The organism is Catellatospora sp. IY07-71 (assembly GCF_018326265.1).
Lineage (GTDB): Bacteria > Actinomycetota > Actinomycetes > Mycobacteriales > Micromonosporaceae > Catellatospora.
This window is the reverse complement of record NZ_AP023360.1, coordinates 7,432,779-7,457,475: the sequence shown is the minus strand read 5'-3', so window position 1 is coordinate 7,457,475 and position 24,697 is coordinate 7,432,779. Positions and strand designations below refer to the sequence as shown.

General features: G+C 70.9%; 24 protein-coding genes. 18 read left to right on the top strand and 6 right to left on the bottom strand.

What is annotated here, in order from left to right; all coding sequences use genetic code 11:
* Positions 1-55: 55 nt before the first annotated feature.
* Positions 56-529 (bottom strand): DUF5994 family protein, encoded by a 474-nt coding sequence (locus CS0771_RS33280; protein ID WP_212844694.1) that lies wholly within the window; start codon positions 527-529, stop codon positions 56-58.
* Complete coding sequence (locus CS0771_RS33275; RefSeq protein WP_212844693.1) at positions 526-1,236, bottom strand: hypothetical protein; 711 nt, start codon at positions 1,234-1,236, stop codon at positions 526-528. The genes CS0771_RS33280 and CS0771_RS33275 overlap by 4 nt, the downstream gene beginning before the upstream one ends.
* Positions 1,237-1,620: 384 nt before the next feature.
* Between CS0771_RS33275 and CS0771_RS33270 the strand changes: the two genes are divergently transcribed.
* The 5 genes from CS0771_RS33270 to CS0771_RS33250 all read left to right on the top strand — a co-directional run bounded on the left by CS0771_RS33270 (position 1,621) and on the right by CS0771_RS33250 (position 6,086).
* The gene (locus CS0771_RS33270) at positions 1,621-1,965 is read left to right on the top strand and encodes a hydrogenase maturation nickel metallochaperone HypA (RefSeq protein WP_203756893.1); all 345 of its coding nucleotides are present in this window, start codon (positions 1,621-1,623) and stop codon (positions 1,963-1,965) included.
* A 4-nt stretch (positions 1,966-1,969) separates the two neighbouring features.
* A complete protein-coding gene (locus CS0771_RS33265) occupies positions 1,970-2,242 on the top strand; it encodes a HypC/HybG/HupF family hydrogenase formation chaperone (RefSeq protein WP_212844692.1) in 273 nt (90 codons plus the stop codon).
* Between the two features lie 9 nt (positions 2,243-2,251).
* Positions 2,252-3,379 carry a hydrogenase formation protein HypD gene (gene hypD / locus CS0771_RS33260; RefSeq protein ID WP_212844691.1) on the top strand — a complete coding sequence of 376 codons (1,128 nt, stop codon included), beginning with the start codon at positions 2,252-2,254 and terminating at the stop codon, positions 3,377-3,379.
* Positions 3,376-4,458: a hydrogenase expression/formation protein HypE gene (hypE, locus tag CS0771_RS33255; RefSeq protein ID WP_305835505.1), complete on the top strand. Its 1,083-nt coding sequence runs from the start codon at positions 3,376-3,378 to the stop codon at positions 4,456-4,458. Before hypD ends, hypE begins: the two co-directional genes overlap by 4 nt.
* A gap of 230 nt (positions 4,459-4,688) precedes the next feature.
* Positions 4,689-6,086 carry an IS4 family transposase gene (locus tag CS0771_RS33250; protein ID WP_212839295.1) on the top strand — a complete coding sequence of 466 codons (1,398 nt, stop codon included), beginning with the start codon at positions 4,689-4,691 and terminating at the stop codon, positions 6,084-6,086.
* A gap of 162 nt (positions 6,087-6,248) precedes the next feature.
* On the opposite strand, the gene CS0771_RS33245 is transcribed toward CS0771_RS33250, so the two are convergent.
* Complete coding sequence (locus CS0771_RS33245) at positions 6,249-6,806, bottom strand: hypothetical protein (protein WP_212844690.1); 558 nt, start codon at positions 6,804-6,806, stop codon at positions 6,249-6,251.
* A gap of 56 nt (positions 6,807-6,862) precedes the next feature.
* Here CS0771_RS33245 and CS0771_RS33240 point away from each other — a divergent pair, with 56 nt between their 5' ends.
* Genes CS0771_RS33240 through CS0771_RS33230 form a run of 3 tightly spaced genes read left to right on the top strand, consistent with a single transcriptional unit; the run spans position 6,863 to position 9,025 of the window.
* The gene (locus tag CS0771_RS33240) at positions 6,863-7,264 is read left to right on the top strand and encodes a DNA-binding protein (RefSeq protein ID WP_212844689.1); all 402 of its coding nucleotides are present in this window, start codon (positions 6,863-6,865) and stop codon (positions 7,262-7,264) included.
* A complete protein-coding gene (locus CS0771_RS33235) occupies positions 7,261-8,445 on the top strand; it encodes a PEP/pyruvate-binding domain-containing protein (RefSeq protein ID WP_212844688.1) in 1,185 nt (394 codons plus the stop codon). The genes CS0771_RS33240 and CS0771_RS33235 overlap by 4 nt, the downstream gene beginning before the upstream one ends.
* Before the next feature lie 10 nt (positions 8,446-8,455).
* Positions 8,456-9,025: a transcriptional regulator gene (locus CS0771_RS33230; protein ID WP_212844687.1), complete on the top strand. Its 570-nt coding sequence runs from the start codon at positions 8,456-8,458 to the stop codon at positions 9,023-9,025.
* A gap of 48 nt (positions 9,026-9,073) precedes the next feature.
* On the opposite strand, the gene CS0771_RS33225 is transcribed toward CS0771_RS33230, so the two are convergent.
* Complete coding sequence (locus CS0771_RS33225; RefSeq protein WP_212844686.1) at positions 9,074-10,909, bottom strand: glycoside hydrolase family 3 protein; 1,836 nt, start codon at positions 10,907-10,909, stop codon at positions 9,074-9,076.
* Between the two features lie 164 nt (positions 10,910-11,073).
* On the opposite strand from CS0771_RS33225, the gene CS0771_RS33220 reads away from it, so the two are divergent.
* The 9 genes from CS0771_RS33220 (at position 11,074) to CS0771_RS33180 (ending at position 22,362) form a co-directional block, all read left to right on the top strand.
* The gene (locus CS0771_RS33220; RefSeq protein WP_212844685.1) at positions 11,074-12,102 is read left to right on the top strand and encodes a LacI family DNA-binding transcriptional regulator; all 1,029 of its coding nucleotides are present in this window, start codon (positions 11,074-11,076) and stop codon (positions 12,100-12,102) included.
* A 75-nt stretch (positions 12,103-12,177) separates the two neighbouring features.
* The gene (locus tag CS0771_RS33215; protein ID WP_212844684.1) at positions 12,178-12,573 is read left to right on the top strand and encodes a hypothetical protein; all 396 of its coding nucleotides are present in this window, start codon (positions 12,178-12,180) and stop codon (positions 12,571-12,573) included.
* The gene (locus CS0771_RS33210; protein ID WP_212844683.1) at positions 12,570-13,100 is read left to right on the top strand and encodes a DUF6036 family nucleotidyltransferase; all 531 of its coding nucleotides are present in this window, start codon (positions 12,570-12,572) and stop codon (positions 13,098-13,100) included. Before CS0771_RS33215 ends, CS0771_RS33210 begins: the two co-directional genes overlap by 4 nt.
* Positions 13,101-13,539: 439 nt before the next feature.
* A complete protein-coding gene (locus CS0771_RS33205; RefSeq protein WP_244871182.1) occupies positions 13,540-15,438 on the top strand; it encodes a ricin-type beta-trefoil lectin domain protein in 1,899 nt (632 codons plus the stop codon).
* Positions 15,435-17,648 (top strand): RICIN domain-containing protein, encoded by a 2,214-nt coding sequence (locus CS0771_RS33200; RefSeq protein WP_212844682.1) that lies wholly within the window; start codon positions 15,435-15,437, stop codon positions 17,646-17,648. Before CS0771_RS33205 ends, CS0771_RS33200 begins: the two co-directional genes overlap by 4 nt.
* Positions 17,649-17,789: 141 nt before the next feature.
* Positions 17,790-19,082 (top strand): extracellular solute-binding protein, encoded by a 1,293-nt coding sequence (locus CS0771_RS33195; RefSeq protein ID WP_212844681.1) that lies wholly within the window; start codon positions 17,790-17,792, stop codon positions 19,080-19,082.
* A gap of 78 nt (positions 19,083-19,160) precedes the next feature.
* The gene (locus CS0771_RS33190; protein ID WP_212844680.1) at positions 19,161-20,057 is read left to right on the top strand and encodes a carbohydrate ABC transporter permease; all 897 of its coding nucleotides are present in this window, start codon (positions 19,161-19,163) and stop codon (positions 20,055-20,057) included.
* On the top strand, positions 20,057-20,968 hold the full coding sequence (locus CS0771_RS33185) for a carbohydrate ABC transporter permease (protein ID WP_212844679.1): 912 nt from the start codon (positions 20,057-20,059) through the stop codon (positions 20,966-20,968). The genes CS0771_RS33190 and CS0771_RS33185 overlap by 1 nt, the downstream gene beginning before the upstream one ends.
* Positions 20,965-22,362 (top strand): GH1 family beta-glucosidase, encoded by a 1,398-nt coding sequence (locus CS0771_RS33180; protein WP_244871181.1) that lies wholly within the window; start codon positions 20,965-20,967, stop codon positions 22,360-22,362. Before CS0771_RS33185 ends, CS0771_RS33180 begins: the two co-directional genes overlap by 4 nt.
* A 221-nt stretch (positions 22,363-22,583) precedes the next feature.
* Here the strand turns inward: CS0771_RS33180 and CS0771_RS33175 are convergent, their stop codons facing one another.
* Positions 22,584-23,594, bottom strand: a complete 1,011-nt coding sequence (locus tag CS0771_RS33175; RefSeq protein WP_212844678.1) for a WD40 repeat domain-containing protein — start codon at positions 23,592-23,594, stop codon at positions 22,584-22,586.
* 156 nt (positions 23,595-23,750) lie between these two features.
* On the opposite strand from CS0771_RS33175, the gene CS0771_RS33170 reads away from it, so the two are divergent.
* A complete protein-coding gene (locus tag CS0771_RS33170; protein WP_212844677.1) occupies positions 23,751-24,152 on the top strand; it encodes an Imm1 family immunity protein in 402 nt (133 codons plus the stop codon).
* Here the strand turns inward: CS0771_RS33170 and CS0771_RS33165 are convergent.
* On the bottom strand, positions 24,139-24,696 hold the full coding sequence (locus tag CS0771_RS33165) for a hypothetical protein (protein WP_212844676.1): 558 nt from the start codon (positions 24,694-24,696) through the stop codon (positions 24,139-24,141). The genes CS0771_RS33170 and CS0771_RS33165 overlap by 14 nt on opposite strands.
* Position 24,697 lies beyond the last annotated feature (1 nt).

Genomic DNA, 24,697 nt, shown 5'->3' with positions numbered 1-24,697 from the left:
GTGCACGCACGGCAGGCGGCCTCACCGCACGCAGCGGGCGAGGCCGCCGGGCCGGTCATCGCGGGGACGCGGCCGCCCGTTCCACGCCGGGCATGATGTGCGGGGCGGTCACCCGGTTGCCGGCCTGCGCCGCCTGCAGCATCGCCTTGGCGGCGAGCTCCCACGAGGTCTGCGGCGCGACCACGAGCAGGTCCACCCGCCGGCCGCCCGTACAGAGCGCGGTCAGCAGGCTCGCGGGCTGGCTGGCGAAGTAGTCGATCCCGATCCAGCGGCCCCCGACGTGCAGCGCCACCGGCTGGGGATGCCAGCCGTCGGCCCCGAGCACCACGCCGACGACCGGTCCATGGATCTCGTCGACGGCCATGACGAGTCCGGGCAGTTCCTCCGCGGGATCCAGCGAGTACGGCCACCATCCGCCATCGAGCAGCTCCTCGTCGCCGCGGCTGTGCGCCAGGCGCAGCCGCTGCGTACGCTGCGCGGACCCGGGTACCAGGCCCATCAGGTCGGGCGGGCCGACACGCGGGTTCATGATCCCTGTCCGTCCGCTGCCGTGGTCGCCACCGTGGCTGGCGAGGGCAGGCCGCCGCGCTCCGTGGTGACGTTCCAGTGCTCGACGACCATGCCCCGGTCGACCCGGAACAGGTCGTAGAACACGCGCGGTGCGTGCCGCACGGTCCCGGTGGAGACGGTCAGCACGAACTCGCCGTCGGCGATCGTGGTGTGCCGGCGTTCGTAGCACGTCCCAGGCGTCCGCCAGGCGGCGGTGAGCGCCTTGACCCCGTTCCCGACCAGCGGATCGTGCTGGATCAGGTCCGCCACGAAGAAGTGCTTCAGCCGGTCGTGCTTGCGGCCGATGAGGATCGTGTCGATCAGGTAGTCGACGAGCCTTCCGTTACGGGCGCCCTGCTGCGGCCGGGTGACGTCGGCGGGACCGTCGGTCTGGCTGTTCCCGCTGGCGGTCTCGGCGACGACCGCCTGGTGGGCGGCCCAGTGCTCGGCGAGCCGGCCGCGGTCGATGCGGAACACGTCGAAGCCGGCCCTCGCGACGCCGCCGTCGTCGTGGACACCGTGCACCGCGACCAGGTCGCCTTCGGTCAGCACCCGTACGGTGCGGGCGTTGAAGCCGGGGCCGAGTTCGGCGATCAGCCGGCGCGCCTCGGCGCCGTCGGACCCGCGGCGAGGCAGGTCGGCAGGCCGGTGCGCGCGCATCGGCATGGTGGTGGGATGTTTCGTCATTTCTCGCTCCTGGGCCCTAGTCGCCAGAGCCGGTCGAGTCGCCGTCTCCGCGATCGGAGAGCGTCACGACGCCGCGGAGCCCGGGCAGGGCCGACGCGTCGGTATGCGCCTGCTTGGCGCGCCATCGCCGACCCCCGGCCATCGGGCGGGTGAAAAAATCGACGATTCTGGATCTAGTCATCAGTCTACTCTCTCCGCGGGTGGATGGCGCTCGCCGGCGGTGTGCCGCGCGGCACGCCCGTGGCTCCGCGACCGGACATCCAGCCTCGTGACCCGCCTGTCCGGCCCTGGCGCCCATGCCGTGGCGCGATGCGGAAAGTGGCTCCCGCTTCGTTTCCGTAGCGGCCGAAACCGCGTTGGGTAATCGGAACAAAGGAGGCAGAAATGCATGAAATCGGGCTCTGTGAGAGCATCCTCGGCGCGGTCACCCAGCGCGCCGACGGGCGGCGGGTCAACCGGGTGAAGGTGCGCATCGGCGTGCGGCACGGGGTCGCCGAGCCCGCGCTCAAGCAGGGCTTCGCGCTCGTCGCCACGGGCACCACCGCCGACGGCGCCGAGATCGACATGGTGACCGTGCCGGCCCACGTGGCCTGCGCGGCGTGCGGGCGCCACGAGCAGTCCCTGGACATGCTGCCGGTGTGCGGGCACTGCGGCAGCGCGGACGTGGTGGTCACCGGCGGCGACGACCTCATCCTCGAAGAGTTGCACGTCGCCGACCGGACGGCCTGAGCGCATGTGCCTGGGCATCCCCGGCGAGGTCGTCGAGATCATGACCGACCGGCCGGACCTGGCGCAGGTCGACGTCGGCGGCGTACGTCGCGCCATCAACATCGGGCTGCTCGAACCCGGTGAGATCGGCGTGGGCGACTGGGTGCTGATCCACGTCGGCTTCGCGCTGTCCAAGATCGACGAGGCGGAGGCGCGGGCCGCCATGGACTTCCTCAAGAGCATCGGCGACGCGTACACCGACGAGCTGGCCGCGCTGCAGAACTCGAAGATCGACTAAGGGGCCGAGATGCGTTTCGTGGACGAGTTCCGCGACGCCGAACAGGCGCGGGCGCTGGCCGCCCGGATCGCCGCCCGCTGCGAGCCGGGCCGCGTCTACAAGTTCATGGAGGTGTGCGGCGGGCACACCCACACCATCTACCAGCACGGGCTGGAGGACTACCTGCCCGAGCAGGTGCAGCTCGTGCACGGGCCGGGCTGCCCGGTCTGCGTCATCCCGATGGGGCGCGTCGACGACGCCATCGCCATCGCCCGGCGGCCCGAGGTCATCCTGACCTCGTTCGGGGACATGATGCGGGTGCCCGGCGGCGACGGCTCCTTCCTGGACGCCAAGGCGGCCGGCGCCGACATCCGCATGGTGTACTCGCCGCTGGACGCCCTGAAGATCGCCCGGCAGCACCCGGACCGCCAGGTCGTGTTCATGGCGATCGGGTTCGAGACCACCGCCCCGTCCACCGCGGTCACCGTGCTGCGCGCGAAGGCGGAAGGCCTGGCCAACTTCTCCGTCTTCTGCAACCACGTCACCATCATCCCGGCGATCAAGGCCATCCTGGACTCGCCCGACCAGCGCCTCGACGGCTTCCTCGGCCCCGGCCACGTGTCCACCGTGATCGGGTGCGAGCCGTACCGGTTCATCGCCGAGCACTACCGCAAGCCGCTGGTCGTGGCCGGGTTCGAGCCGCTGGACGTCCTGCACACGATCGACATGCTGCTCGCGCAGCTCGGCGAGGGCCGCTGCGAGGTGGAGAACCAGTACAGCCGGGTGGTGCCCTGGGACGGCAACGTCACCGCGCTCAAGGTGCTCGCCGAGGTGCTGGAGCTGCGGCCGTTCTTCGAGTGGCGGGGCCTGGGCTTCATCTCCCACTCCGCGCTCAGGCTCACCGGGGCGTACGCCGACTTCGACGCCGAGCGGCGCTTCGACGTGCCCGGCGTACGGGTCGCCGACCCGCAGTCCTGCCAGTGCGGCGAGGTGCTCAAAGGCGTGCTCAAACCGTGGGAGTGCAAGGTGTTCGGCACCGCGTGCACGCCGGAGACGCCCATCGGCACCTGCATGGTGTCGCCCGAGGGCGCCTGCGCGGCGTACTACAACTTCGGCCGGTTCCGCCGGCAGCGGCTGCTGCAGGTGACCGCCCGGTGAGCGCGGACCTCACCGAGGAACTCGTCATGGACCGGGTCGCCCGTGCCCGCCGGGCCCGCGCCCGGGTGCGCGAGGAGCGGCTCACCATGGCCCACGGCGCCGGCGGCAAGGCCACGCAGAGCCTGGTCGAGGCTGTGTTCCTGGAGGCGTTCGACAACCCGCAGCTGGCCGCGCTCGACGACGCCGCGGCGCTGACCGTGGCCGGGACGCGGCTGGCGTTCACCACCGACTCGTACGTGGTGTCGCCGCTGTTCTTCCCCGGCGGCGACATCGGCGAGCTGGCCGTCAACGGTACCGTCAACGATCTCGCCGTGGCCGGGGCGCGGCCGCTGTACCTGTCCGCCGGGTTCATCCTGGAGGAGGGTTTCCCCGTCGCCGACCTCGTCCGCATCGTCGCCTCGATGGCGGCCGCGGCCCAGGCGGCCGGGGTGCGGATCGTCGCCGGTGACACCAAGGTGGTCCGGCGCGGCCAGGCCGACGGCTGCTTCATCACGACCGCGGGCGTGGGGGTACGCGAACGCGAGCACTCGCCCAGCGTCGGTTGCGCCCGTCCGGGCGACGCGGTGCTCGTGTCCGGTCCGGTCGGCGATCACGGCATGACCGTCCTGATCGCCCGGGGCGACCTAGACCTGGAGGTGGACCTGCGCAGCGACACCGCGCCGCTGCACGAGCTGACCGCGGCGCTGCTGGACACGGCCGGGGCGGGGGTGCGCGGCATGCGGGACGCGACCCGCGGCGGAGTCGCCACGGTGCTCAACGAGATCGCGCGGGCGGCCGGGGTGACCGTCGTCGTGGACGAGGAGTCCGTGCCGGTCCGTCCCACCGTGCGCGGCGCGGCCGAGCTGCTCGGCATCGACCCGCTGTACGTGGCCTGCGAGGGGCGGTTCGTCGCCGTGGTCGCGCCGGAGGCCGCCGACGCGGCCCTGGCCGCCCTGCGCGCGCATCCGCTCGGCGAGCAGGCCGCGATCATCGGCCGGGTGGACACCGACCCCGCAGAGCTGGTCCTCCTGCGCACCCGCTTCGGCGGCACCCGCATCATGGACCTCCTGGTAGGAGACCCCCTACCCCGCATCTGCTGACCACCTGGTCCAGGCCCCGGCCCCGATCCCCGGCCACCCGGTCCCGACCCGGGTCGCGGGTCGTGGCGATGATCGCGGGTTCGTGTCGAAAAGTGCGGCTGGACCGCAGATCTTGACACCAACGCCGTTGACTTAAGGATTTGATCGCCGCGTCAAGGCCGTCTCGGCTGGCGATATGGATCGGGACTCCTCAATATCAGTTCGACCAAGAATTGACCCGAGGAGTCCCGTTGCAGCAGCAGTCTGCCATCACGCGCACGATCACGGTAGCGGCCGGGGCGTTCGCGCCGGGCCATCTGGGCGAGCTGACCCAGGTTCTCGACTTCGACCTGGTCGATGCCGTGGCAGCCGAGACCGGCACCACGCAGCGGCGGGTCAGGCTGTTGCCGACCCGGGTGCTGATCTTCTTCGTGCTGGCGCTGGCGCTGTTCGAGCCGTGCGCCTACCGGCAGGTGTGGGCGAAACTGGTCGCCGGTCTGCGCGGGCTCGCGGTGGCCTGCCCGAGCGCGTCGGCGCTGACCCGCGCCCGCCGCCGCGTCGGCCCCAAACCGCTGCGCGCGCTGTTCGAGGCGGTCTGCGGCCCGGTGGCCTGGCCCACGACGGGGCCGGCGTTCTGGCGCGGGTTTCGCACCGTCGCCGTGGACGCCACCACCCTGCACGTGCCCGACCGGCCCGGCACCAGGACGCGCTACCCCAAACGCCAGGGTCCGGCGATGACGTTCAGCTACCCGTACCTGCGGCTGGTCGTGCTGGTCGAGTGCGGCACCCGCGCCCTGCTCGGGGCGGCGTTCGGGCCCGAAAGCGCCGGTGAGCATGTCTACGCCCGCCGGCTGCTGGACAAACTCGACGCCGGGATGCTGCTGCTGGCCGACGCCTACTACGACAGCTGGAAGCTACTGGCCGACATCGCGGCCACCCGCGTGCAGTATCTGTGCCGCTCCGGTGCCGGCCGCGTCCCGCTGATCCTGACCCGGCTATCCGACGGCTCCTACCTGTCCGTTCTCGGCCACGGCCGGCTGAAGGTCCGCGTCATCGAGACCTGGGTCGAGATCACCCACGCCGACGGCGTCGTGCGCACGGAGCAGTGGCGGCTGATCACCAGCCTGCTCGACCACACCCGCTACCCCGCGGCCGACCTCGTGCAGCTCTACCACCAGCGCTGGCAGGTCGAGACGACCTACCTGTCGATCAAGTCCACGATCCTGGACGAGCGGGTCCTGCGCTCCCACCACCCCGCCGACATCGACCAGGAACTCTGGGCCCTGCTGACCGTCTACCAGACGATCATCCGGATCACCGTCGACGCGGTCGACGCCCTGCCAGACGTCGACTACCACCGGGCCAGCTTCACCGTCGCCCTCGAAACCGCACGCGACCAGGTCGTCACCGCCGAAGCCGTCATACCACCACCCGGCCACGCCGTACTGGTCGGCGCCATCGGACAGGCCGTGCAGGACAACCTGCTACCCGCCCGACGACGCCAACGCGCCAAAGCCCGCAGCCGCAAGAACCCGACCAGCAAATACGGCCCCAACGCCGGCAAACACCCGCAGCAGACCCAGACCTACACCTTCCACGCCACCGTCACCATCTTCGAAGAAGGCTTGACAGCCCGCTCAAATCCTTAAGTCAACGGCGTTGATCTTGACACGAGACGGCGATCATCGCGGTCGGCACTGGTGGGCAGGGATGAGGCCACCTGGCGAAGATCGGCGTTTCGTGTCGAAAGGTGCGGTAGGACCACAGGTTTCGACACGAAACGCCGATCTTCGTGGGGCGAGCCCACCGGGTCAGGGCGTGAGGGATGGTCGGAGCCAGCTCGTGAGGTGGGCCAGGTGGTGTGGGGTGAGGCCGTCGGTGGGGCTGGGGGCCAGTAGGAGGGTGTTGAGACCTCGGGCGGACAGGTGGTCGCGGTAAGACGGGATGCGAGCGGCGGCGGCGAGGTCGTCATCCGCCCAGGCGAGCCGGGTGAGTCCGGGAGTGGCGTCCAGCCAGGCGTTGAGGGCCGTCCACTTGGGCCAGTCGCCGGGAACGGCGGTGGGACGGAGTTCGAGCTGGGGCCAGTCACGGCCGGGGAACGGTGCCCGCATCGAACGGCGCACCTCCGGCAGCCAGCTCGTCAGCCACACCGGGACGACGCCATGCGTGGTGGCGAGCGCGGCGAGGGCAGTGCACAGCGCCGCCGGCACCAGGACGGGGCGCGGCTCGAAGCCGACCTCGACGAGCCCGCCGAAGGGGCTCGCGCCGGACGTCGGCCGGATGACGCCGTCGATGTCCAGGACGAGCGCGGTCGTCATGTTCGCCTCCAGTCCCGGCAGCAGGTCACGGCCGTAACGTAACCCCTTCATGCGCACTGTTCAACAACTTGTTGACAAACAGTTTGTTGAACAGGCATCCTGGCCGCATGAGTGGATCATCGGAGGAGCGGTCCGCGGCCGAGACGGAAGACCGGGCCCGCGCGCGGCTGAGCGCCCGCGGCGGGGACGAGCTGCCCCGGCTGCCTTGGCTCGCCGCCCGGCAGCCGCACGACGCCGTGACCCTGATCCGCCAGGTGCTGTGGCGCGCCGGCACCGACCGGTCCGCCCTGGAGCTGCCCGAGGATCTGCTCGCCGCGCTCACCCTGCTGGCCACGGCCCGAGCCGAGCTGGACCAGCTGGAGGCGGGCCTGCTGTTCGTGGGCCGTGCCGAGGGGCTGACCTGGGCGCAGATCGCCGAAGCGCTCGGCCTGCGCACCGCACAGGCGGCGCAGCAGCGGCACGAGCGGGTCACCGCCCGGCTCGCCGGTGACGGGGACGGCGGCGCGTGACCACGACCGGTCGGGTGGTGCCGCTGGCCGAAGCCGGTCCGGACTGCGGCGGGAAGGCGGCGGCGCTCGCCGTCCTGCTCCGCGCGGGCCTGCCGGTGCCGGACGGCTTCGTGGTGACCGGCCCGTCCGCTGACGAGGCGGCCGTCACGGCAGCGCTGGCGCGGCTGGGCCCGGGCCCGTACGCGGTCAGGTCGTCGGGTCTCGGCGAGGACGGCGCCGCCGCGTCGTTCGCGGGCCAGCTGGAGACGGTGCTCGGCGTGCGAGGCTCGGACGAGGTCCTGGCGGCGATCCGGCGCTGCGCGGCATCCGGCGACGCCCCGCGGGCGCGTGCCTACCGGGCGCGCCTCGGTCTGGGGGATCGGATGACCGTGCCGGTGCTGGTGCAGGAGCTGGTGGCGGCGGACCGGGCCGGCGTGCTCTTCACCCGGGACCCGCGGGACGGTGGGGACAGGATCGTCATCAACGCGGCGTGGGGGCTGGGCGAGTCCGTCGTCTCCGGTGCCGTCGTGCCGGACGAGATCACGGTGTGGCGCGAGGGCGGCGCACGCGTCGCCTTCGGTGACAAGCGGACCCGCCTCGATCCGGGTCCGGACGGCCCGATCCGGTCGGACGTGCCCGAACCCGATCGCTTCCATGCCTGCCTCGACCTGGGCGAGATCCTTCCGCTGGCTGCGCTCGGCTGGCGCTGCGAGGAGCTGTTCGGCCGCCCCCAGGACGTCGAGTGGGCCGTGCGCGACGGCCGCTTCTGGCTGCTCCAATCACGCCCGATCACCACGCCGCCGGTGTCGGCGACCGGATCCGCGCCGGATGCCGGTCTGCCCGCCGCGCCGGAACGGCCGGACCTGGAGTCGCTGCTGGTCGTCGGCGTGGCGAGCAGTCCCGGGCAGGCTCGCGGACCGGCGCGGCTGGTGCGGTCCGTCGACGAGTTCTCGCGCGTACGCCCCGGTGACGTGCTCGTCTGCCGCACCACCGATCCGGCGTGGACACCGCTGTTCCGCCTGGCCGCGGCCGTCGTCACGGAGACCGGCGGGCTGCTCAGCCACGCGGCGATCGTGGCCCGGGAGTTCCGGATCCCCGCGGTCGTGGGCGCCGCGGGCGCCCTGTCCCGGCTGATCGACGGCGCGTACGTCGTCGTGGACGGCGCCCTCGGCACCGTCACGCTCACCACGTCACCGAGCTGAAAGGCAGCCGATGCACCCGTCGCCCACCGACTTGCTGGCGCTCCACGCGGTCCGGCTGAAGGGCTTCGCCGACACCGGAGCCGTGGCCGCCCGCTTCGGCCTGGACACCGCGCAGACCGGCGAGGAACTGCTCGACGCGGAGGCGTACGGCTGGGTGACCCGCTCCGCGTTCGCGGGCCTGGCCGGCTGGTCGCTGACCGAGGCGGGCCGCCGCCGCAACGAGGCGCAACTGAGTGAGGAACTCGAGCAGCGGGCTTCCCGCACCGCCGTCGTCGCGGTGCACGACGCGTTCGTGCCGCTCAACGAGCAGGCGACCAGCGCCTTCACCGCGTGGCAGCTCGGCACGGCCGGTGCGGTGCCGGGCCGCTTCGCCGCGCTCGCCGATGCCCTGCGCCCGCTGGAGCAGCGGCTGACCGCGCAACTGGCCCGCTTCGGCGGATACCACCAGCGGTTCGCCACGGCGCTGGCCCAGGCGGAGTCGAACCCGGCCTGGATCACCGGCATGGAGGTGGACTCGTGCCACCGGGTGTGGTTCGAGCTGCACGAGGACCTCATCGCCTCGCTCGGCATCGCACGCTGACCGGTGCCGTTCCGCCCGGTTCGGCCTGGCGGAACGGCACCGGCCGGGTCAGTACGTCAGGCCGAAGCCCTGCGGGAACAGCGGGGTCTTGCCGTCGCCGGTGTTGATCGGCTGCTGGGTGACCGAGGTTCCCCAGGTCATCGGCGTCTTCCCGGTCGGCGGGACGACGCCGAACAGCACGTCGGCCACGCCGCCGCCCTCGGTCCCGGGCAGCCAGGCGGCCAGCAGCGCGTTCCAGCCGGGCAGCTCGGCGGCGATGTCCAGGGGCCGCCCGGACACCAGCACCACGATCACGGGCACGCCCGCCTTGCGCAGGGTGGCGATGGTGCGCAGGTCGTCGCGGTCCAGGCTCATGCTGCCGGTGCGGTCGCCCTGGCCTTCGGCGTACGGCGTCTCGCCGACCACCGCGATCGCGGCCCGGTAGGTGCCGTCGATGCCGGTGCCGCGCTGGTTGTAGGTGACCGTGGTCGTCGGGCCGGCCGCCGCGCGGATGCCCTGCAGGATGGTGGTGCCGGGGGTGAGGTTCCCGGAGCCGCCCTGCCAGGAGACGGTCCAGCCGCCGGACTGGTGGCCGATGTCGTCGGCGTTCTTGCCGGCCACGAAGATCTTGTTGTTGTCGCGGGCCAGCGGCAGCACGCCGCCGGCGTTCTTGAGCAGCACCTGTGACTTCGCGACGGCCTGCCGGGCCAGGGCCCGGTGCGCGGCGCCGCCGACGGTCGGCGTCCAGGCCCGGTCCGTCAGCGGCCGCTCGAACAGGCCGAGTTCGAACTTCTTGGTGAGGATGCGCCGGTTGGCGTCGTCGATGCGCGACAGCGGGATGTGCCCGTTGCCGACCTCGGCGCGCAGCAGGGTGAGGAAGTTCTTCCAGGCGGTGGGCACCATGACCATGTCGACGCCCGCGTTGACCGCCGCGCTGACCTCGGCGGCGGTGAAGCCGGACTGGCCGTCGATCTGGTCGATGCCGTTCCAGTCCGAGACGACGAAGCCGGAGAAGCCCAGCTCTCCCTTGAGCAGTCCGGTCACCAGGTACTGGTGGCCGTGCAGCTTGACGCCGTTCCAGCTGCTGTAGGAGACCATCACGGAGCCGACGCCGCGCTGGATCGCGGCCTGGAACGGCGGCAGGTGGATGGCGCGCAGCTCGGCCTCGGACAGCTGAGTGTCGCCCTGGTCGTCGCCACCGGTCGTGCCGCCGTCGCCCAGGTAGTGCTTGGCGGTGGCCAGCACCGAGGCCGGGCCGCCCAGCGCCGGGCCCTGCAGGCCGGTCACGATGGTGGTGAGCGAGCTCGCGATGTCCGGCGTCTCGCCGAACGACTCGTAGGTGCGCCCCCAGCGGTCGTTGCGGGCCACGCACAGGCAGGGCGCGAAGTCCCAGTCCACGCCGGTGCCGGAGACCTCCTCGGCGACGGCCCGGCCGATCTGCTCGACCAGGACGGGATCGCGGGTGGCGCCGAGGCCGATGTTGTGCGGGAAGATCGTCGCGCCGACCACGTTGTTGTGCCCGTGCACGGCGTCCACGCCGTAGATCATCGGGATGCCGAGCGGGGTGGCCAGCGCCGCCCGCTGGAAGCCGTCGTACATGTCGGCCCAGCCGGTGGCGGTGTTCGGGTTCGGCGCCGAGCCGCCGCCGGACAGCACCGAGCCGAGCCGGTAGGCGGTGAGGTCGGCGGCGGTGACCGAACCGCGCTCGGCCTGGGTCATCTGGCCGAGTTTCTCGTCCAGGGTCATGCGGGACATCAGGTCGGCGACGCGGGTGGCCACGGGCAGCGCCGGATCCTGGTACGGGAACGGGGCGGCGGCTCCGGCGGACGAGGGAAGGAGCAGGGTCGTGCCGAGCAGGGCGGCGGCGGTCAGCCGCGACACCCGGCCGCGGAACGTTCTGGTCATGGCGGCCTCCTGGGACGTAGGAGTGGTATCGGGAGAGCGCATAGCAGCCGATCGATGTCACTCGCCCGGCCGCGAACCGGGCCGTGGCAGGGCACACCGCGCTCACCCCGTGTTCGGTGACGGGTGCTTACGCTCCGTGGCGGCGGCGGGTATCGTGTGCGGCCATGCCTAGGACGGTCGGGGTGCGGGCCACGGTTCGCGACATCGCGGCGGAGACGGGTCTGTCGATCGCGACGGTCTCCCGCGTGCTCAACGGGGCGGCCAACGTCGCGCCGCACACGCGAGAGCTGGTGTTGCAGGCCGTGCAGCGGCGCGGCGACAAGGCCCCGCTGCGCCGGGGCGACCAGCCGCCCGCCTCCGGCGCGATCTTCGTGCGCTGCCCGTACGTGCTCACCGACTACTTCGGCCTGATCGTCAGCTCGATCGCCGAGACCATCGAGCTGCACGGGCGGCAGATGGTGCTGAACGCGGGCGAGGCGGCGCAGTCGGTGTCGGTCCTGCCGGGCCTCACCGAGCGGCCGGGCATCGCGGGCGCCATCATGATCCTGCCCCCGGACCCGCCGGAGCACCTGGTCCGGCTGCGCGACCAGCAGTTCCCGTTCGTAGTGATCGATCCCCGGACGCAGCCGCCGAAGGACATCGTGACCGTGTCGGCGGCGCACTTCGCCGGGGCGCGGCGGCTGATGTCGCACCTGGTCGAGCTGGGGCACCGGCGGGTGGGCATCATCGGCGGCCCGCCGGAGTGGCTGGCCAACGACGCGCGTATGGCCGGCTACGTCGCGCCGCTGGCCGACGCGGGGGTGCTGCCCACGCCGGAGCTGGTACGGCACGTGAACGAGCCGAACACCGAGAACGGCTACCGGGCGGCGGGGGAGCTGCTGGACCTGCCGCAGCGGCCGACGGCGCTGGTCGCGTTCAACGACAAGATGGCGGTGGGGGCGCTGGCCGCGGCGGCCGAGCGCGGGCTGCGGGTGCCGCAGGACCTGTCCGTGGCCGGGTTCGACGACATCGACGTGAGCCGGGCGACCACGCCGATGCTGACCACGGTGCGCCAGCCGTTGCAGGAGATGGGCCGGATGGCGGTGACCATGCTCATGCGGCTGCTCGACCGGCACACCCTGGAGGCGGTGCACGTATCGCTCGGCACCGAACTGGTCATCCGCGACTCGACCGCGCCGGTATCGGGTGGATAGCCCGAGCGGGGTGTGACCGGAGCGGGGTGGCGCGGGTTCGATCCGGGACCAGGCGGCTGCACTATTGTCGTCGGTGTGGAGGAATCCCGCAGCAGCCGACCGTACGAACCGATGACCATGGCTCGGCTCGGCGATCTGCTGGCCTCGGGCGACTCGCAGCGATGGCGCTACATCGCGGAGTTCCTGGAGGAGTACCGCTGGGCGCCGGCCGCGACGCGGCATAAGCTGCTGCTCGCAGAGCCCGCGTCGACCGGGGATCAGCACTGGGACGTGTTCCTCGCGGCGTTGGCCGAGCACCTGTCCGCCCGCGACGGCCGAGGCGCGCCCGCGTGGTGTGAAGCGAGGACCCTGCGAACGTGGTGGTTCCCCTTCAACACACGTGCGGCACGTGCGGACGCGCTGGTGCACGCACCTGCGGCCTTCCGCAAGCGTGGAGTCTACGTTTCGGCCCAGGAGCTGGAGGTCGCGTGAGCGCCGAGGATCCGCTGCTCGACCGCGCCGCCATCGAGGTGGCGTTCCGGCGACTGGGTGATCGTCTCGCCGCGAAGGGCGTCGTCGCCGATCTCTATGTGTTCGGCGGTGCTGCGATGGCTCTCGCCTACGACGCAAGGCGCTCGACGCGTGACATCGCCGCGGTCTTCCAGCCGCACGGGATCGTGCTGGACGAGGCTCGAGCGGTTGCCGCCGAGATGGGCCTACCGCAGTGGTGGTTGAACGAGCAGGCCAGCGTCTATGTGGCGCCCGGTGGCGATCCGGCGGCGCCGAAGGTGTTCGATCACCCAGGGCTCCGGGTCGCCGCGGCTTCCCCGGAGCATCTGCTGGCGATGAAGGTCTTCGCCGCCAGGCGCCGCGACGGTGAGGACATCCACTTCCTGATTTCCCGCCTCGGTCTGGCGTCCGTCGAAGAAGTCCTGGCACTGTGTGCTGACGTGTTTCCCGACGAGGAAGTGCCTGACCGCGCTCGCCTCATTCTCGAAGAGTACTTCGACGGCGAGTAGCACTCCGACGCCATCTGCGGTCGGGTCGGTAAACGCCTGGACATCCAACGATCTCTTTGTCTCGCCAGGCGCGAGATTTCTGGCAGCCGCATCGGAACCGCTACCGCCCATGATCGATGGATAATGTGGCTGGCAGGCGCAGTTTCATTTTGTTTCAATGAAACACTGGTGTTTGATGCTGTCTTTCTCGGACATTGCCAACCCTTGACAGGCAAGAAAGCTACATGTTTCATTGCTGTCAACAGAACCCTGATCATTTTGTTACATCAGTTACATCGAGGGTTCTGGGTACCGAGGAACATCCGGGCCGGGTACGGCGGGAGCCCCACCGCCGCCCGGCCCGCCCCCAGCATCACGCGAACCGTCACGACGCGCCGCCTCTCACGCGGCGCGCCCGGCGGGGATCGCGTGCCATCTCGCGTCGAAAGGAGGGTCCCGCGTGTTCCGTCCTCGATCAGGCTGGACCACCACCATCGCGGTCACCGCCACCACGGCCACCGCGCTGCTGGTGGGCGGCTCGATGATCGCCCAGCCCGCGCTGGCCGCCAACGAACCGGTGAGCATCTGGCTCACCACCACCTCCGACTCCGGCGGGCGCACCGTCACCCGGGGTCTGCAGCAGCAGGCGAACATCAACTTCGGTCCGGCCGGAGGCAGCGCCAACCACACGATCACCGTCAACGAGGGCACCACATACCAGCAGTTCGAGGGCGGCGGCGCGTCCATCACGGACACCACGGCGTACCTGCTGCGCGGCGGCCCGATCAGCGCGGCCACCCGCGACCAGGTGATGGCGAAGCTGTTCTCGCCGAGCCAGGGCATCGGCCTGTCGTTCGTGCGCAACCCGATCGGCGCCTCGGACCTGTCCCGGCCGGGCATGATCTCGCTCGACGACACCTGCTGCAACCTCAACGACTTCGGCAGCAACGGCTACGACACCGACGTCCGGCTGCTCACCCAGCAGGCCAAGCAGCTCAACCCCGCCCTGCGCGTCAAGGGCGTGCCGTGGAGCGCGCCGGGCTGGATGAAGGACAACGGCCGGATGGACCAGATGGGCTGGCTCAAGGCCGAGTACTACGGCATGTACGCCCAGTACCTGGTCAAGTACATCCAGAGCTACCAGGCGATCGGCGTGCCGGTCGACTACATCTCGGTGCAGAACGAGCCGAACTGCTGCCAGGCCGGCAACCCGACGGCGATGAACTACCCGGGTATGAGCTGGAACACCTCCGGGCTGATCGAGCTGACGAAGAACCACGTCTACCCGGCGTTCCGGGCCGCGGGCATCAACACCAAGGTGCTGATCCACGACTGGAACTACGGCGACTACGCCAGCATGAGCGCGGGCACCCTGGCCGACGCGGGCGTCCGCAACGACCCGCTGTTTGGCGGCATCGCCTGGCACGGCTACTTCGGCGACCCGGCGGTCGGGACCCAGGTGCACAACCAGTACCCGTCGGTGAAGCAGTTCAGCACCGAGCACTCGGGCGGCACCTGGATCGGCAACCAGCACAACGAGGACATGGCCGACATCGTCAACTACGCCCGTAACTGGAGCGGCAGCCTGGTCAAGTGGAGCCTGGCGCTCAACCAGTACATGGGCCCGCACAACGGCGGCTGTGACGTCTGCACCGGCCTGATCACCGTGCAGGAGGGCGGCACCCGGGCCGGCCAGGTCGACTACACCATCGAGTACTACACCACCGGCCACCTGACCAAGTTCGTCAAGCCGGGGGCGTACCGGATCGACTCCACCGCCAACGGCACCGTGCAGAACGTCGCGTGGAAGAACCCGGACGGCTCGAAGGCCCTGATCGCACACAACGGCGGCACCTCGTCGCAGTCGGTGCGCGTCAACTGGGGCAACCAGTCCTTCGTGTACACCCTGCCCGCGCGTACCACCGCGACCTTCACCTGGTCGGGCACGCCCGGCAGCGGCGGGGGCGGCGGCACGGGCACCAGCCCGATCACCGGCCTGGGCGGCAAGTGCGTCGACGTGGCCGGCGCGGCCACCGCCAACGGCACCGCGATCCAGATCTACGGCTGCAACGGCACCGGCGCGCAGTCCTGGACCCGCGACTCGTCCGGCCGGCTGAGCGCGCTCGGCAAGTGCATGGACATCGTCGGGCCCAGCGCCGCCAACGGCACCCTGGTGCACCTGTGGGACTGCCACACCGGCAGCTCGCAGAAGTGGACCTACAACAGCTCCACCCAGCAGTTCGTGAACCAGTTCTCGGGCACCTGCCTGGACGTCAAGGACAACACCTCGGCCGACGGCACCCGCCTGCAGATCTGGTCCTGCACCACGGGCGCGAACCAGAAGTGGAGCTTCTCATGAGGCGGCGGGCGATCGTCTCGGCGCTGACCGCGTCGGTGCTGGCGAGCGTGGGCGTGGCCGTGGTGGTCGTGCTCGGCGCCCCGTCGGCGCAGGCCGCCGTCACGTCGGGCACCACGTACACGGTGGTGAACAAGGCCAGCGGCAAGTGCGTGGACGCGCGCTCGGCGGCCACCGCCAACGGCACCGCGGTGCAGCAGTACACCTGCAACGGCACCACGGCGCAGCAGTGGCGCTTCGACGCCACCAGCGGCGGCTACTTCCGGGCCGGCGTCGGCCCGAACGTCAACCAGGTCTGGGACGTCTCCAACGTCTCGACCGCCGACAACGCCGCCATCCACCTGTGGCTCTACGGCGGCGGCAACAACCAGCAGTGGCTGCCGGTGCAGGAGGCCGACGGGGCGTACCACTTCGTCAGCCGGCACAGCGGCAAGTGCCTCGACGTGCCGGCGGCCTCCACCGCCGACAGCGTGCAGCTGGTCCAGTACACCTGCAACGGGACGGGAGCGCAGTCGTTCTACCTCACCCCGGTCGGCGGGCCGCAGCCCTCGCCCAGCACCGTGCCGCCTAACCCGAACAACCCCGACCTCGGGCCGAACGTGCGCGTCTTCGACCCGTCCATGTCGGCCTCCACCATCCAGTCCCAGCTGAACAGCGTCTTCTCCGGCCAGGAGACGAACCAGTTCGGTTCGCAGCGGTACGCGCTGATGTTCAAGCCGGGCAGCTACAACGTCAACGTCAACGTCGGCTTCTACACGCAGGTCCTCGGCCTGGGCTTCTCCCCGGACGCGGTGAACATCAACGGCTCGGTGCACGTGGAGGCCGACTGGTTCCCGCCGAACAACGCCACCCAGAACTTCTGGCGCGGGGCGGAGAACCTGTCGGTGACCCCGACCGGCGGCACCGACCGCTGGGCCGTGTCGCAGGCGGCGCCGTACCGGCGCATGCACGTGCGCGGCAACCTGCTGCTCGACGACGGCGGCTGGGCCAGCGGCGGCTGGTTCTCCGACGTCAAGATCGACGGCCAGGTGAACTCGGGCAGCCAGCAGCAGTGGATCACGCGTAACTCGCAGTTCGGCAGCTGGACCGGCTCGAACTGGAACATGGTGTTCGTCGGCACGCAGGGCGCGCCCGGCAACACGTTCCCGAGCCCGCCGTACACCAACGTCGGCAACACCCCGGTGGTGCGCGAGAAGCCGTTCCTGTACGTCGACGCGCAGGGCGCCTACCAGGTGTTCGTGCCCGCGCTGCGCAGCAACAGCACCGGCACCACCTGGGCGGCGGGCACCCCGGCGGGCACCTCGCTGCCGATCAGCCAGTTCCACATCGTGAAGGCCGGCGCCACCGCGGCCTCCATCAACGCGGCCCTGGCCGCCGGGCAGAACCTGCTGTTCACTCCCGGCGTCTACCACGTCAGCGACACCATCCGGATCACCCGGCCCGACACCGTCGTGCTGGGCCTGGGCCTGGCCACCATCATCCCGGACAACGGCGTGATGGCGATGTCGGTCGCCGACGTGGACGGCGTCAAGGTCGCCGGCATCCTCATCGACGCGGGCACCACGAACTCGTCCGTGCTGATGCAGGTCGGCCCGGCCGGCTCCGGCGCGAGCCACGCCGCCAACCCGACCTCGCTGCACGACGTGTTCTTCCGCATCGGCGGCGCGGGCGTGGGCAAGGCGACCACCAGCCTGGTCATCAACAGCCACGACGTGATCGGCGACCACACCTGGATCTGGCGCGCCGACCACGGTTCGGGCGTCGGCTGGACCACCAACACCGCCGACACCGGCCTGGTCGTGAACGGCAACAACGTCACGTTCTACGGCCTGTTCGTCGAGCACTACCAGAAGTACCAGGTGATCTGGAACGGCAACGGCGGCCGGACCTACTTCTTCCAGAACGAGATGCCGTACGACCCGCCGAACCAGGCGTCCTGGATGAACGGGTCCACCCGCGGCTACGCGGCGTACAAGGTGGCCAACTCCGTGACCTCGCACCAGGCGTGGGGCCTCGGCAGCTACTGCTACTTCAACGTCAACCCCTCGGTCGTCGCCGACCGGGCCTTCGAGGTCCCGACCAGCGGCACCACCTTCCGGAACATGGTCACCGTCTCGCTCGGCGGCAACGGGACCATCGCCCGGGTGATCAACAACACCGGCGGCACGGCGAACTCGTCCAACACCGTCGTCAACCTCGTCGTCGGCCCGTAAGGCGGCGGCGAGCCCACGGAACCACCCCGGCCGTCCGGCGCGAGTCACGCCCGGACGGCCGGCGGGGCCGCGCATCCAGTGCGGTCCCTGTCTGACAGGCAACTCGGCACCACCTACATATCCCCGCTCTGGAGGAAGTCCATGGGTTCTGCAACATCCGGCGCCCGTCGCCGCCTGCTCACGGTCGCGACGCCGCTGCTCGCGGTCGGTCTCGTCCTCGGCACCGCCGCCTGCGGCGGCAGCGAGGAGCCCGGCAAGCCGGGCGGCAAGGTGAAGCTCACGATCGCGACGTTCGGTGAGTTCGGGTACAAGGAGCTGTACAAGGAGTACCAGCAGCTGAACCCGAATGTGGAGATCACCGAGCGGATCACCAAGGCTGAGGATCACCACAAGAACCTGGCCGCGCACCTGGCGACGAACACGGGTGCGGCGGACATCGAGGCGATCGAGGAGGGCTGGGCGGGTCAGTTCACGGCCAACCCGGGCAAGTTCTACAACTGGACCGATTACGGCGCGAACGACATCAAGGCGCAGTGGCCGGCGTGGAAGTGGCAGCAGGGCTCGGCGGCTTCGGGTGAGGTGATCGGTCTGGGTACCGACGTGGGCGGTATGGCGATGTGCTACCGGCGGGACTTCTTCGAGAAGGCGGGTCTGCCGACCGAGCGTGATGAGGTCTCCAAGCTGTGGCCGACGTGGGAGGACTACATCAAGGCGGGCGAGCGTTTCAAGGCCGCCAACATCAAGGGTTCGGCGTGGATGGACGGGCCGACGGTGATGTACCGGTCGATCCTGGGTCAGCAGCCGATCGGTATCTACGACGGTGACAAGGTCGTCGCGGACACGAACCCGGGTGTGAAGAAGGCGTGGGATCTGACGATCGACGCGATCAACAAGGGTCTGTCGGCGAAGATCGCGGCGTGGTCGGCGGACTGGAACGCGGGTATGGCCAAGGGCTCGTTCGTGACCCTGGCGTGCCCGTCGTGGATGATGGCGTACATCCAGTCGCAGGCCAAGGACTCCTCGGGTAAGTGGGACATCGCCGCTGTTCCCGGTGGCGGCGGTAACTGGGGTGGTTCGTTCCTGACGCTGCCGAAGCAGGGTAAGAACGTCGAGGAGGCTGCGAAGCTGGCCAAGTGGCTGGTGGCTCCGGAGCAGCAGGCGAAGGTGTTCCGGGCTCTGGGTAACTTCCCGTCGACCGTGTCGCTGTACGAGGATGCGGTGATCAAGGACTTCAAGAACCCGTTCTTCAACAACGCGCCGGTGGGGCAGATCTTCTCGGCTTCGGTGAAGACGATGGTGCCGCAGTTCATGGGTGCGAAGTCGGGTGACATCAACACGGCGATCCAGAACGGTCTGACCCGTGTGGAGCAGGGCAAGCAGAAGCCGGACGAGGCTTGGCAGCAGTCGCTGAAGGACGTCAAGGCACTGCTGTAGCAGCTCCGGGTCCGGCCGCGGCACACGTGCGCCGCGGCCGGACCCGCCCCGACCCGCTCGAAGGGAGCCCGTCCGCACATGAAAAGCACGTTCTACCGCCTCGACCTGAAGGCCTCGCCGTACCTGTACGTGCTGCCCTTCTTCCTGATCTTCGCCGCGTTCGGCATCTTCCCGCTGGCGTACACCGCGTGGGTGTCGCTGCACGAGTGGAGCCTGCTGTCGGAGACGCACACCTTCCTGGGCCTGCAGAACTACAAGGATCTGCTGGCTGACGAGTACTTCTGGAACGCGCTGCGCAACACGGCCCAGATCTGGGTGATCTCCACGGTGCCGCAGCTGCTGATGGCGCTGCTGCTGGCCCACGTGCTCAACCAGCGCCTGCGCGCGCCCACGTTCTGGCGGATGACGGCGGTGCTGCCGAACATCACGTCGGTGGCGGCGGTGGCGATCATCTTCGGGCAGATCTTCGGCAAGGACTACGGCCTGGTGAACTGGGTCCTGGAGTCGCTGGGGCTGGGCCGCATCGACTGGCAGGCCGGCACGGCGAGCTCGCAGATCGCGATCTCAGTGATGATCATCTGGCGGTGGACGGGCTACAACGCGCTGATCTACCTCGCCGCGATGCAGGCCGTGAACCGCGACCTCTACGACGCCTCCGCCCTCGACGGCGCCAGCAGCCTCCAGCAGCTCACCCGAATCACGATCCCCGCGATCCGCCCGACGATCATCTTCACGGTCATCGTGTCGACGATCGGCGGTATGCAGGTCCTGGCCGAGCCGCTGCTGTTCGGCGGCGGGAGCATGACCGGTGGTTCGGACCGGCAGTTCCAGACCCTGTCGCTGTACCTGTACGAGGTCGGCTTCTCCCGCTTCGACTTCGGTTACGCGTCCACGGCCGCGTGGGCGATGTTCGGCATCATCGTGATCGTCGCGGCGATCAACTACTTCCTCACCAGCCGCCTGCGGAGGTCCTGATGACCACCACGACGCCTGCCCCCGCCCCGGTCCGCCCGGCCCCGGCCGTGCCCGCCGAGCCGCCGGCCCGCCCGCGCCGCCGGAGGTTCTCGGCCGAGCGGCGGCCGGGCAAGCTCGCCTACCTGGCGCTGGCCGGGCTGGGCCTGTTCTCCGGGTTCCCGCTCTACTGGTCCGTGGTCGTCGCCTCGCACGACAACGGCATCCTCGGCCAGGTGCCGCCGCCGTTCGGCATCGGCCCGAACCTGCTGGCGAACCTGGACCGGGCTTTCGGCACGGTGCCGTTCGGCAAGGCGCTGGCCAACTCGGTGGTCATCTCCGCGTCCATCACCATCAGCGTGGTGCTGTTCTCCACGCTGGCCGGCTTCGCCTTCGCCAAGCTGAACTTCAAGGGCCGCAACGCGCTGCTCGTGCTCGTCATCGCCACCATGATGATCCCGAACCAGCTCGGCATCATCCCGCTGTACATGCTGATGGCGAAGATCGAGTGGACCGGCACCCTGTACGCCGTCGTCGCACCCGGCCTGGTCAGCGCGTTCGGCGTGTTCTTCATGACGCAGTACCTGCGCGAGGCGGTGCCCAACGAGCTGCTGGAGGCCGCGCGGGTCGACGGCTGCCATACGCTGCGCATCTTCTGGCACGTGGTGCTGCCCGCCTCGAAACCGGCCGCCGCGGTGCTCGGCATGCTCACCTTCATGTCGGCCTGGAACGACTTCTTCTGGCCGCTGGTCGTCCTCACCCCGGAGGACCCCACCGTGCAGACCGCCCTCTCCACCCTGGCCAGCGGCTACATCCAGGACTACTCGCTGTCGCTGACCGGCACCGCGATCGCCACGTTGCCGCTGCTGGTCGTGTTCGCACTGCTCGGCAAGTACATCATCGGAGGCATCATGCAGGGAGCGGTGAAGTCGTGACCGCTGTAGCACCCGATCCACGGCTGGCCGAGCGCGCCGTGCTGCGCTTCCCGGAGGGGTTCCGCTGGGGCGCGGCGACCGCGTCGTACCAGATCGAGGGCGCCGCCGCCGAGGACGGCCGCACCCCGTCGATCTGGGACACCTACGCCCGCACCCCCGGCCGGGTCTTCCAGGGGCACTCCGGTGACGTGGCCTGCGACCACTACCACCGCTACCGCGACGACGTACGCCTCATGTCCGAGCTGGGCCTGGGCACCTACCGCTTCTCGGTCGCCTGGCCGCGCATCAAGCCGGACGGCTCCGGGCCGGTGAACGCCCGTGGCCTGGACTTCTACGACCGCCTCGTGGACGAGTTGCTCAGCCACGGCATCGAGCCGATGGCCACCCTCTACCACTGGGACCTGCCGCAGGTCCTGGAGGACCGGGGCGGCTGGACCAACCGCGACACGGCGTACTACCTGGCCGATCTGGCGGCGGCCACGGTGGCCCGGCTCGGCGACCGGGTCGCCACCTGGACCACCCTCAACGAGCCGTGGTGCTCGGCCTTCCTGGGTTACGGCAGCGGCGATCACGCCCCGGGCCGGCAGGACCCGGTCGCCGCGCTGGAGGCCGTGCACCACCTCCTCCTCGGGCACGGCCTGTCCGTGCGGGCGCTGCGGGCAGGTGGGGCGCGTGAGGTGTCGCTGACGCTCAACCTGGCCTGCGTACGCCCCGACGACCCGGCCGACCCGCACGACCTCGCGGCGGTCCGGCACATCGACGGCCTGCACAACCGGATCTGGCTGGACGCCGTGCTGAAGGGCGGCTACCCGCAGGACATGCGGGCGCTGCTGGCCCGCTTCGGCGTCGACCGCCGCGTCGAGCCCGGTGACGAGGCGGTCATCGCCTCGCCCATCGACCTGCTCGGGGTGAACTTCTACCAGCCGTCGCGGGTGCGCGCCGGGGTGGGCGTCACCTGCGGCCCGGCCAACCCGGGCAGCGAGGGCTGCGAGTACGTGCCGCAGGACCTGCCGGTGACCGCGATGGGCTGGCCGGTGGACGCGACCGCGCTGTATGAGCTGCTGATGCGGCTGTCCACGGACTACCCGGGCACCCCGCTCATGATCACCGAGAACGGCGCGGCCTACGACGACGTGCTCGACGGGGACCGGGTCGCCGACGCCGACCGCATCGGCTACCTCGACGCGCACCTGCGGGCCGTGCACGCGGCCGTGTCCGAGGGCGCCGACGTCCGCGGCTATCTTGCATGGTCGCTGCTGGACAATTACGAATGGGCGTACGGATACGGCAAACGGTTCGGCATCGTGCATGTCGACTACGACACCCAGCGGCGCACTCCGAAGGACAGTGCCCGCTGGTTTACCGACGTCATCGGGCGCAACGGGCTCAGTTGATGTCGGTGGGGGCCGGGCGTGCCGCACGTGGAAAGGCGGCACGCCCGGGTTAACCACCCGCCACGGGACTCACGCGGGACGGCTGAGCGGAGCCGTCCCGCGTGCCGTGTCCGCCCGCTCCGCCGCGACCCGGGCTGCAGTTTCCCCGAAACTGCACGCTGCGCCGTGAGCCGGGCTGCAGTTTCCCCGAAACTGCACGCTGCGCCGTTCGCCGCGAGGGGTCAGGTGAGGGATTCGATGTGCCAGAGGCGCAGGTGCCGGCCGCCGTCGGCGACGGCGAGGGTGGTGCCGTCGGGGGAGATCGCGATGCCGATGACGGCGCTCATCCGGCCGTCGGCGTCCCGTGCCTCGCTCTCCGGCATCGTCCGCTGCGCCGCGTCCTTGACCTGCCAGATGCGGACGGTGCCGTCGACCCCGCCGCTGGCGACGGTGTGGCCGTCGGGGCAGAACACGACCTCGTGCACCGCACCGTCGTGTCCGGACAGGACGCTGCCGGCCTTCGTGGCCAGGTTCCACACGCGCACCGTGCCGTCCTCGCCGCCGCTTGCCAGCAGGCCGCCCAGCGGAGCGTAGGAGAGCTCGCGCACCGCACCGGTGTGCCCCTGCAGGGTGCTGACCAGCGCGCCGGTCGCCACCTGCCAGATGCGGACCGCGCCGTCGCCTCCCGCCGCGGCCACCGTGCGGCGGTCCGGGCTGAACGTGACGGCGTCGACCCGGCCGGTGCCGGTGGGCAGCACCCGGAACGTCCGTCCGGTGGACACCTGCCAGATGCGCACGACCCCGGTGCTGCCCGCTCCGGCCAGCCAGGCGCCGTCCGGGCTGTACGCGAGGTCGAGCGGCACCCGTACGTGTCCGGTCAGGGTGCCCGCGGGCAGCCCGGTCGCGGCGTCCCACAGCCGTGCGCCGCCCTCGACCGGAGTGGCCACCCGGGTGCCGTCCGGGCTGAACACCAGCTCGGTGACCGGCTCGAATTCGCGTACGGGCATGTCCGCGACCAGCGTGCCGGAGGCGGTGTCGAACACGCGCAGCGTCCCGATGCCGCCGACCGCGAACCGGCTGCCGTCCGGGCTGAACACGACGGCCGTGGCGTTGCGCCCGAGCGGCACGCACCGCACCGGCGCCGCGCAGGTCCGGGCGGCGGCGTCCGGCGCGCCGCAGCCGGCCGCGAGCACTACGGCCAGCAGCACGGTCGCGGTCCGTGCCTGCGCCAGGGCGGGGCCCCAAGCCCTCATGCCGACAAGGTAGGCCCCGCCACGTCCCGGGGTAAGCGCCGTTCATCCGTACCGCATGGACCATCGGGATGATCCCCGCGCCACGGCCACCATCCCAGCCGCACCGCTCTCGAGGTATGGCACTTCTGGACCTGAGCGCTGGGGGAGATTCGCCGGATGGCAGGTGAGATCGTCGCCGGCGTATCCGGGTCGGACGGGTGGGTGCCCGTCGACTCGGCCGAGGCGCTGGACGCGCTGCTGGACGGCGCGCCCGACCATGCGGCGACGCTCGCGGGGGCCGGGGAGCGGCGGCTCGTCGTCGCGCTGGGCCCGTATCCGGGACTGCTGTGGGAGGACGAGGTCGACGTGCAGATCGGCGTCGGGCCGGTGCCGGACGGCACGGACCCGGCGGACACGGTCGCCGACATCCCGGAGGACTTCCCGCCGCACGTGCAGGCGGTCCTGGCAGCGACGGACTGGACGTTCGAGGTCCCGGCGGAGCTCGTACGCCAGGCGGGTCACGAGTTCCTCCGCACCGGCGAGCGGCCGCGCTGCGTCCTTTGGATCACGAAGCCCTGACCGCCCTGCGGCGTGGTGGCCGGCGTCGCCGCAGCAGCGGCCAGGTGAGCGCGGCGACGGCGAGCACGGCGACGACACCCGCGACGAGTGGCATCGCGCTGGACCGCCCCTCGCCGGGCGGGGCCGCCGGGGCGGCCGCGGTCTCCGGCACGGCACAGGCGATCGTCTGGGGTACGCCGTCGGCGGCGACCCGGAACGAGACGGCGCAGTAGCCCACACCCGGGGCGGCCACGTCCACGGTCAGCGACCAGTCGCCGGGGGCGAGCGCGCCGGGCAGCGGCAGGGTCGCCGGGTCGTGGGGGAGCGGGCGCAGCGCGGTGGCGGCGACCGACCCGCCCTGGGTGCTCTGGCCGGACAGCAGGGCCACCGCGGGTTCGCTGATCGGGTGGCCGTCGGCCCAGGCCAGGGTGAGCCAGACCGTGCCCCGGCCGTCGTGGTGCAGGGTGGGCAGCACCCCGTCGTGCGCGGCCGCGGGGCGGGCCGGGACGAGCAGCAGCGCCGCGGCGGCGGCTGCCGCGACGGCGTACCGGCGGATGGTTTTCATC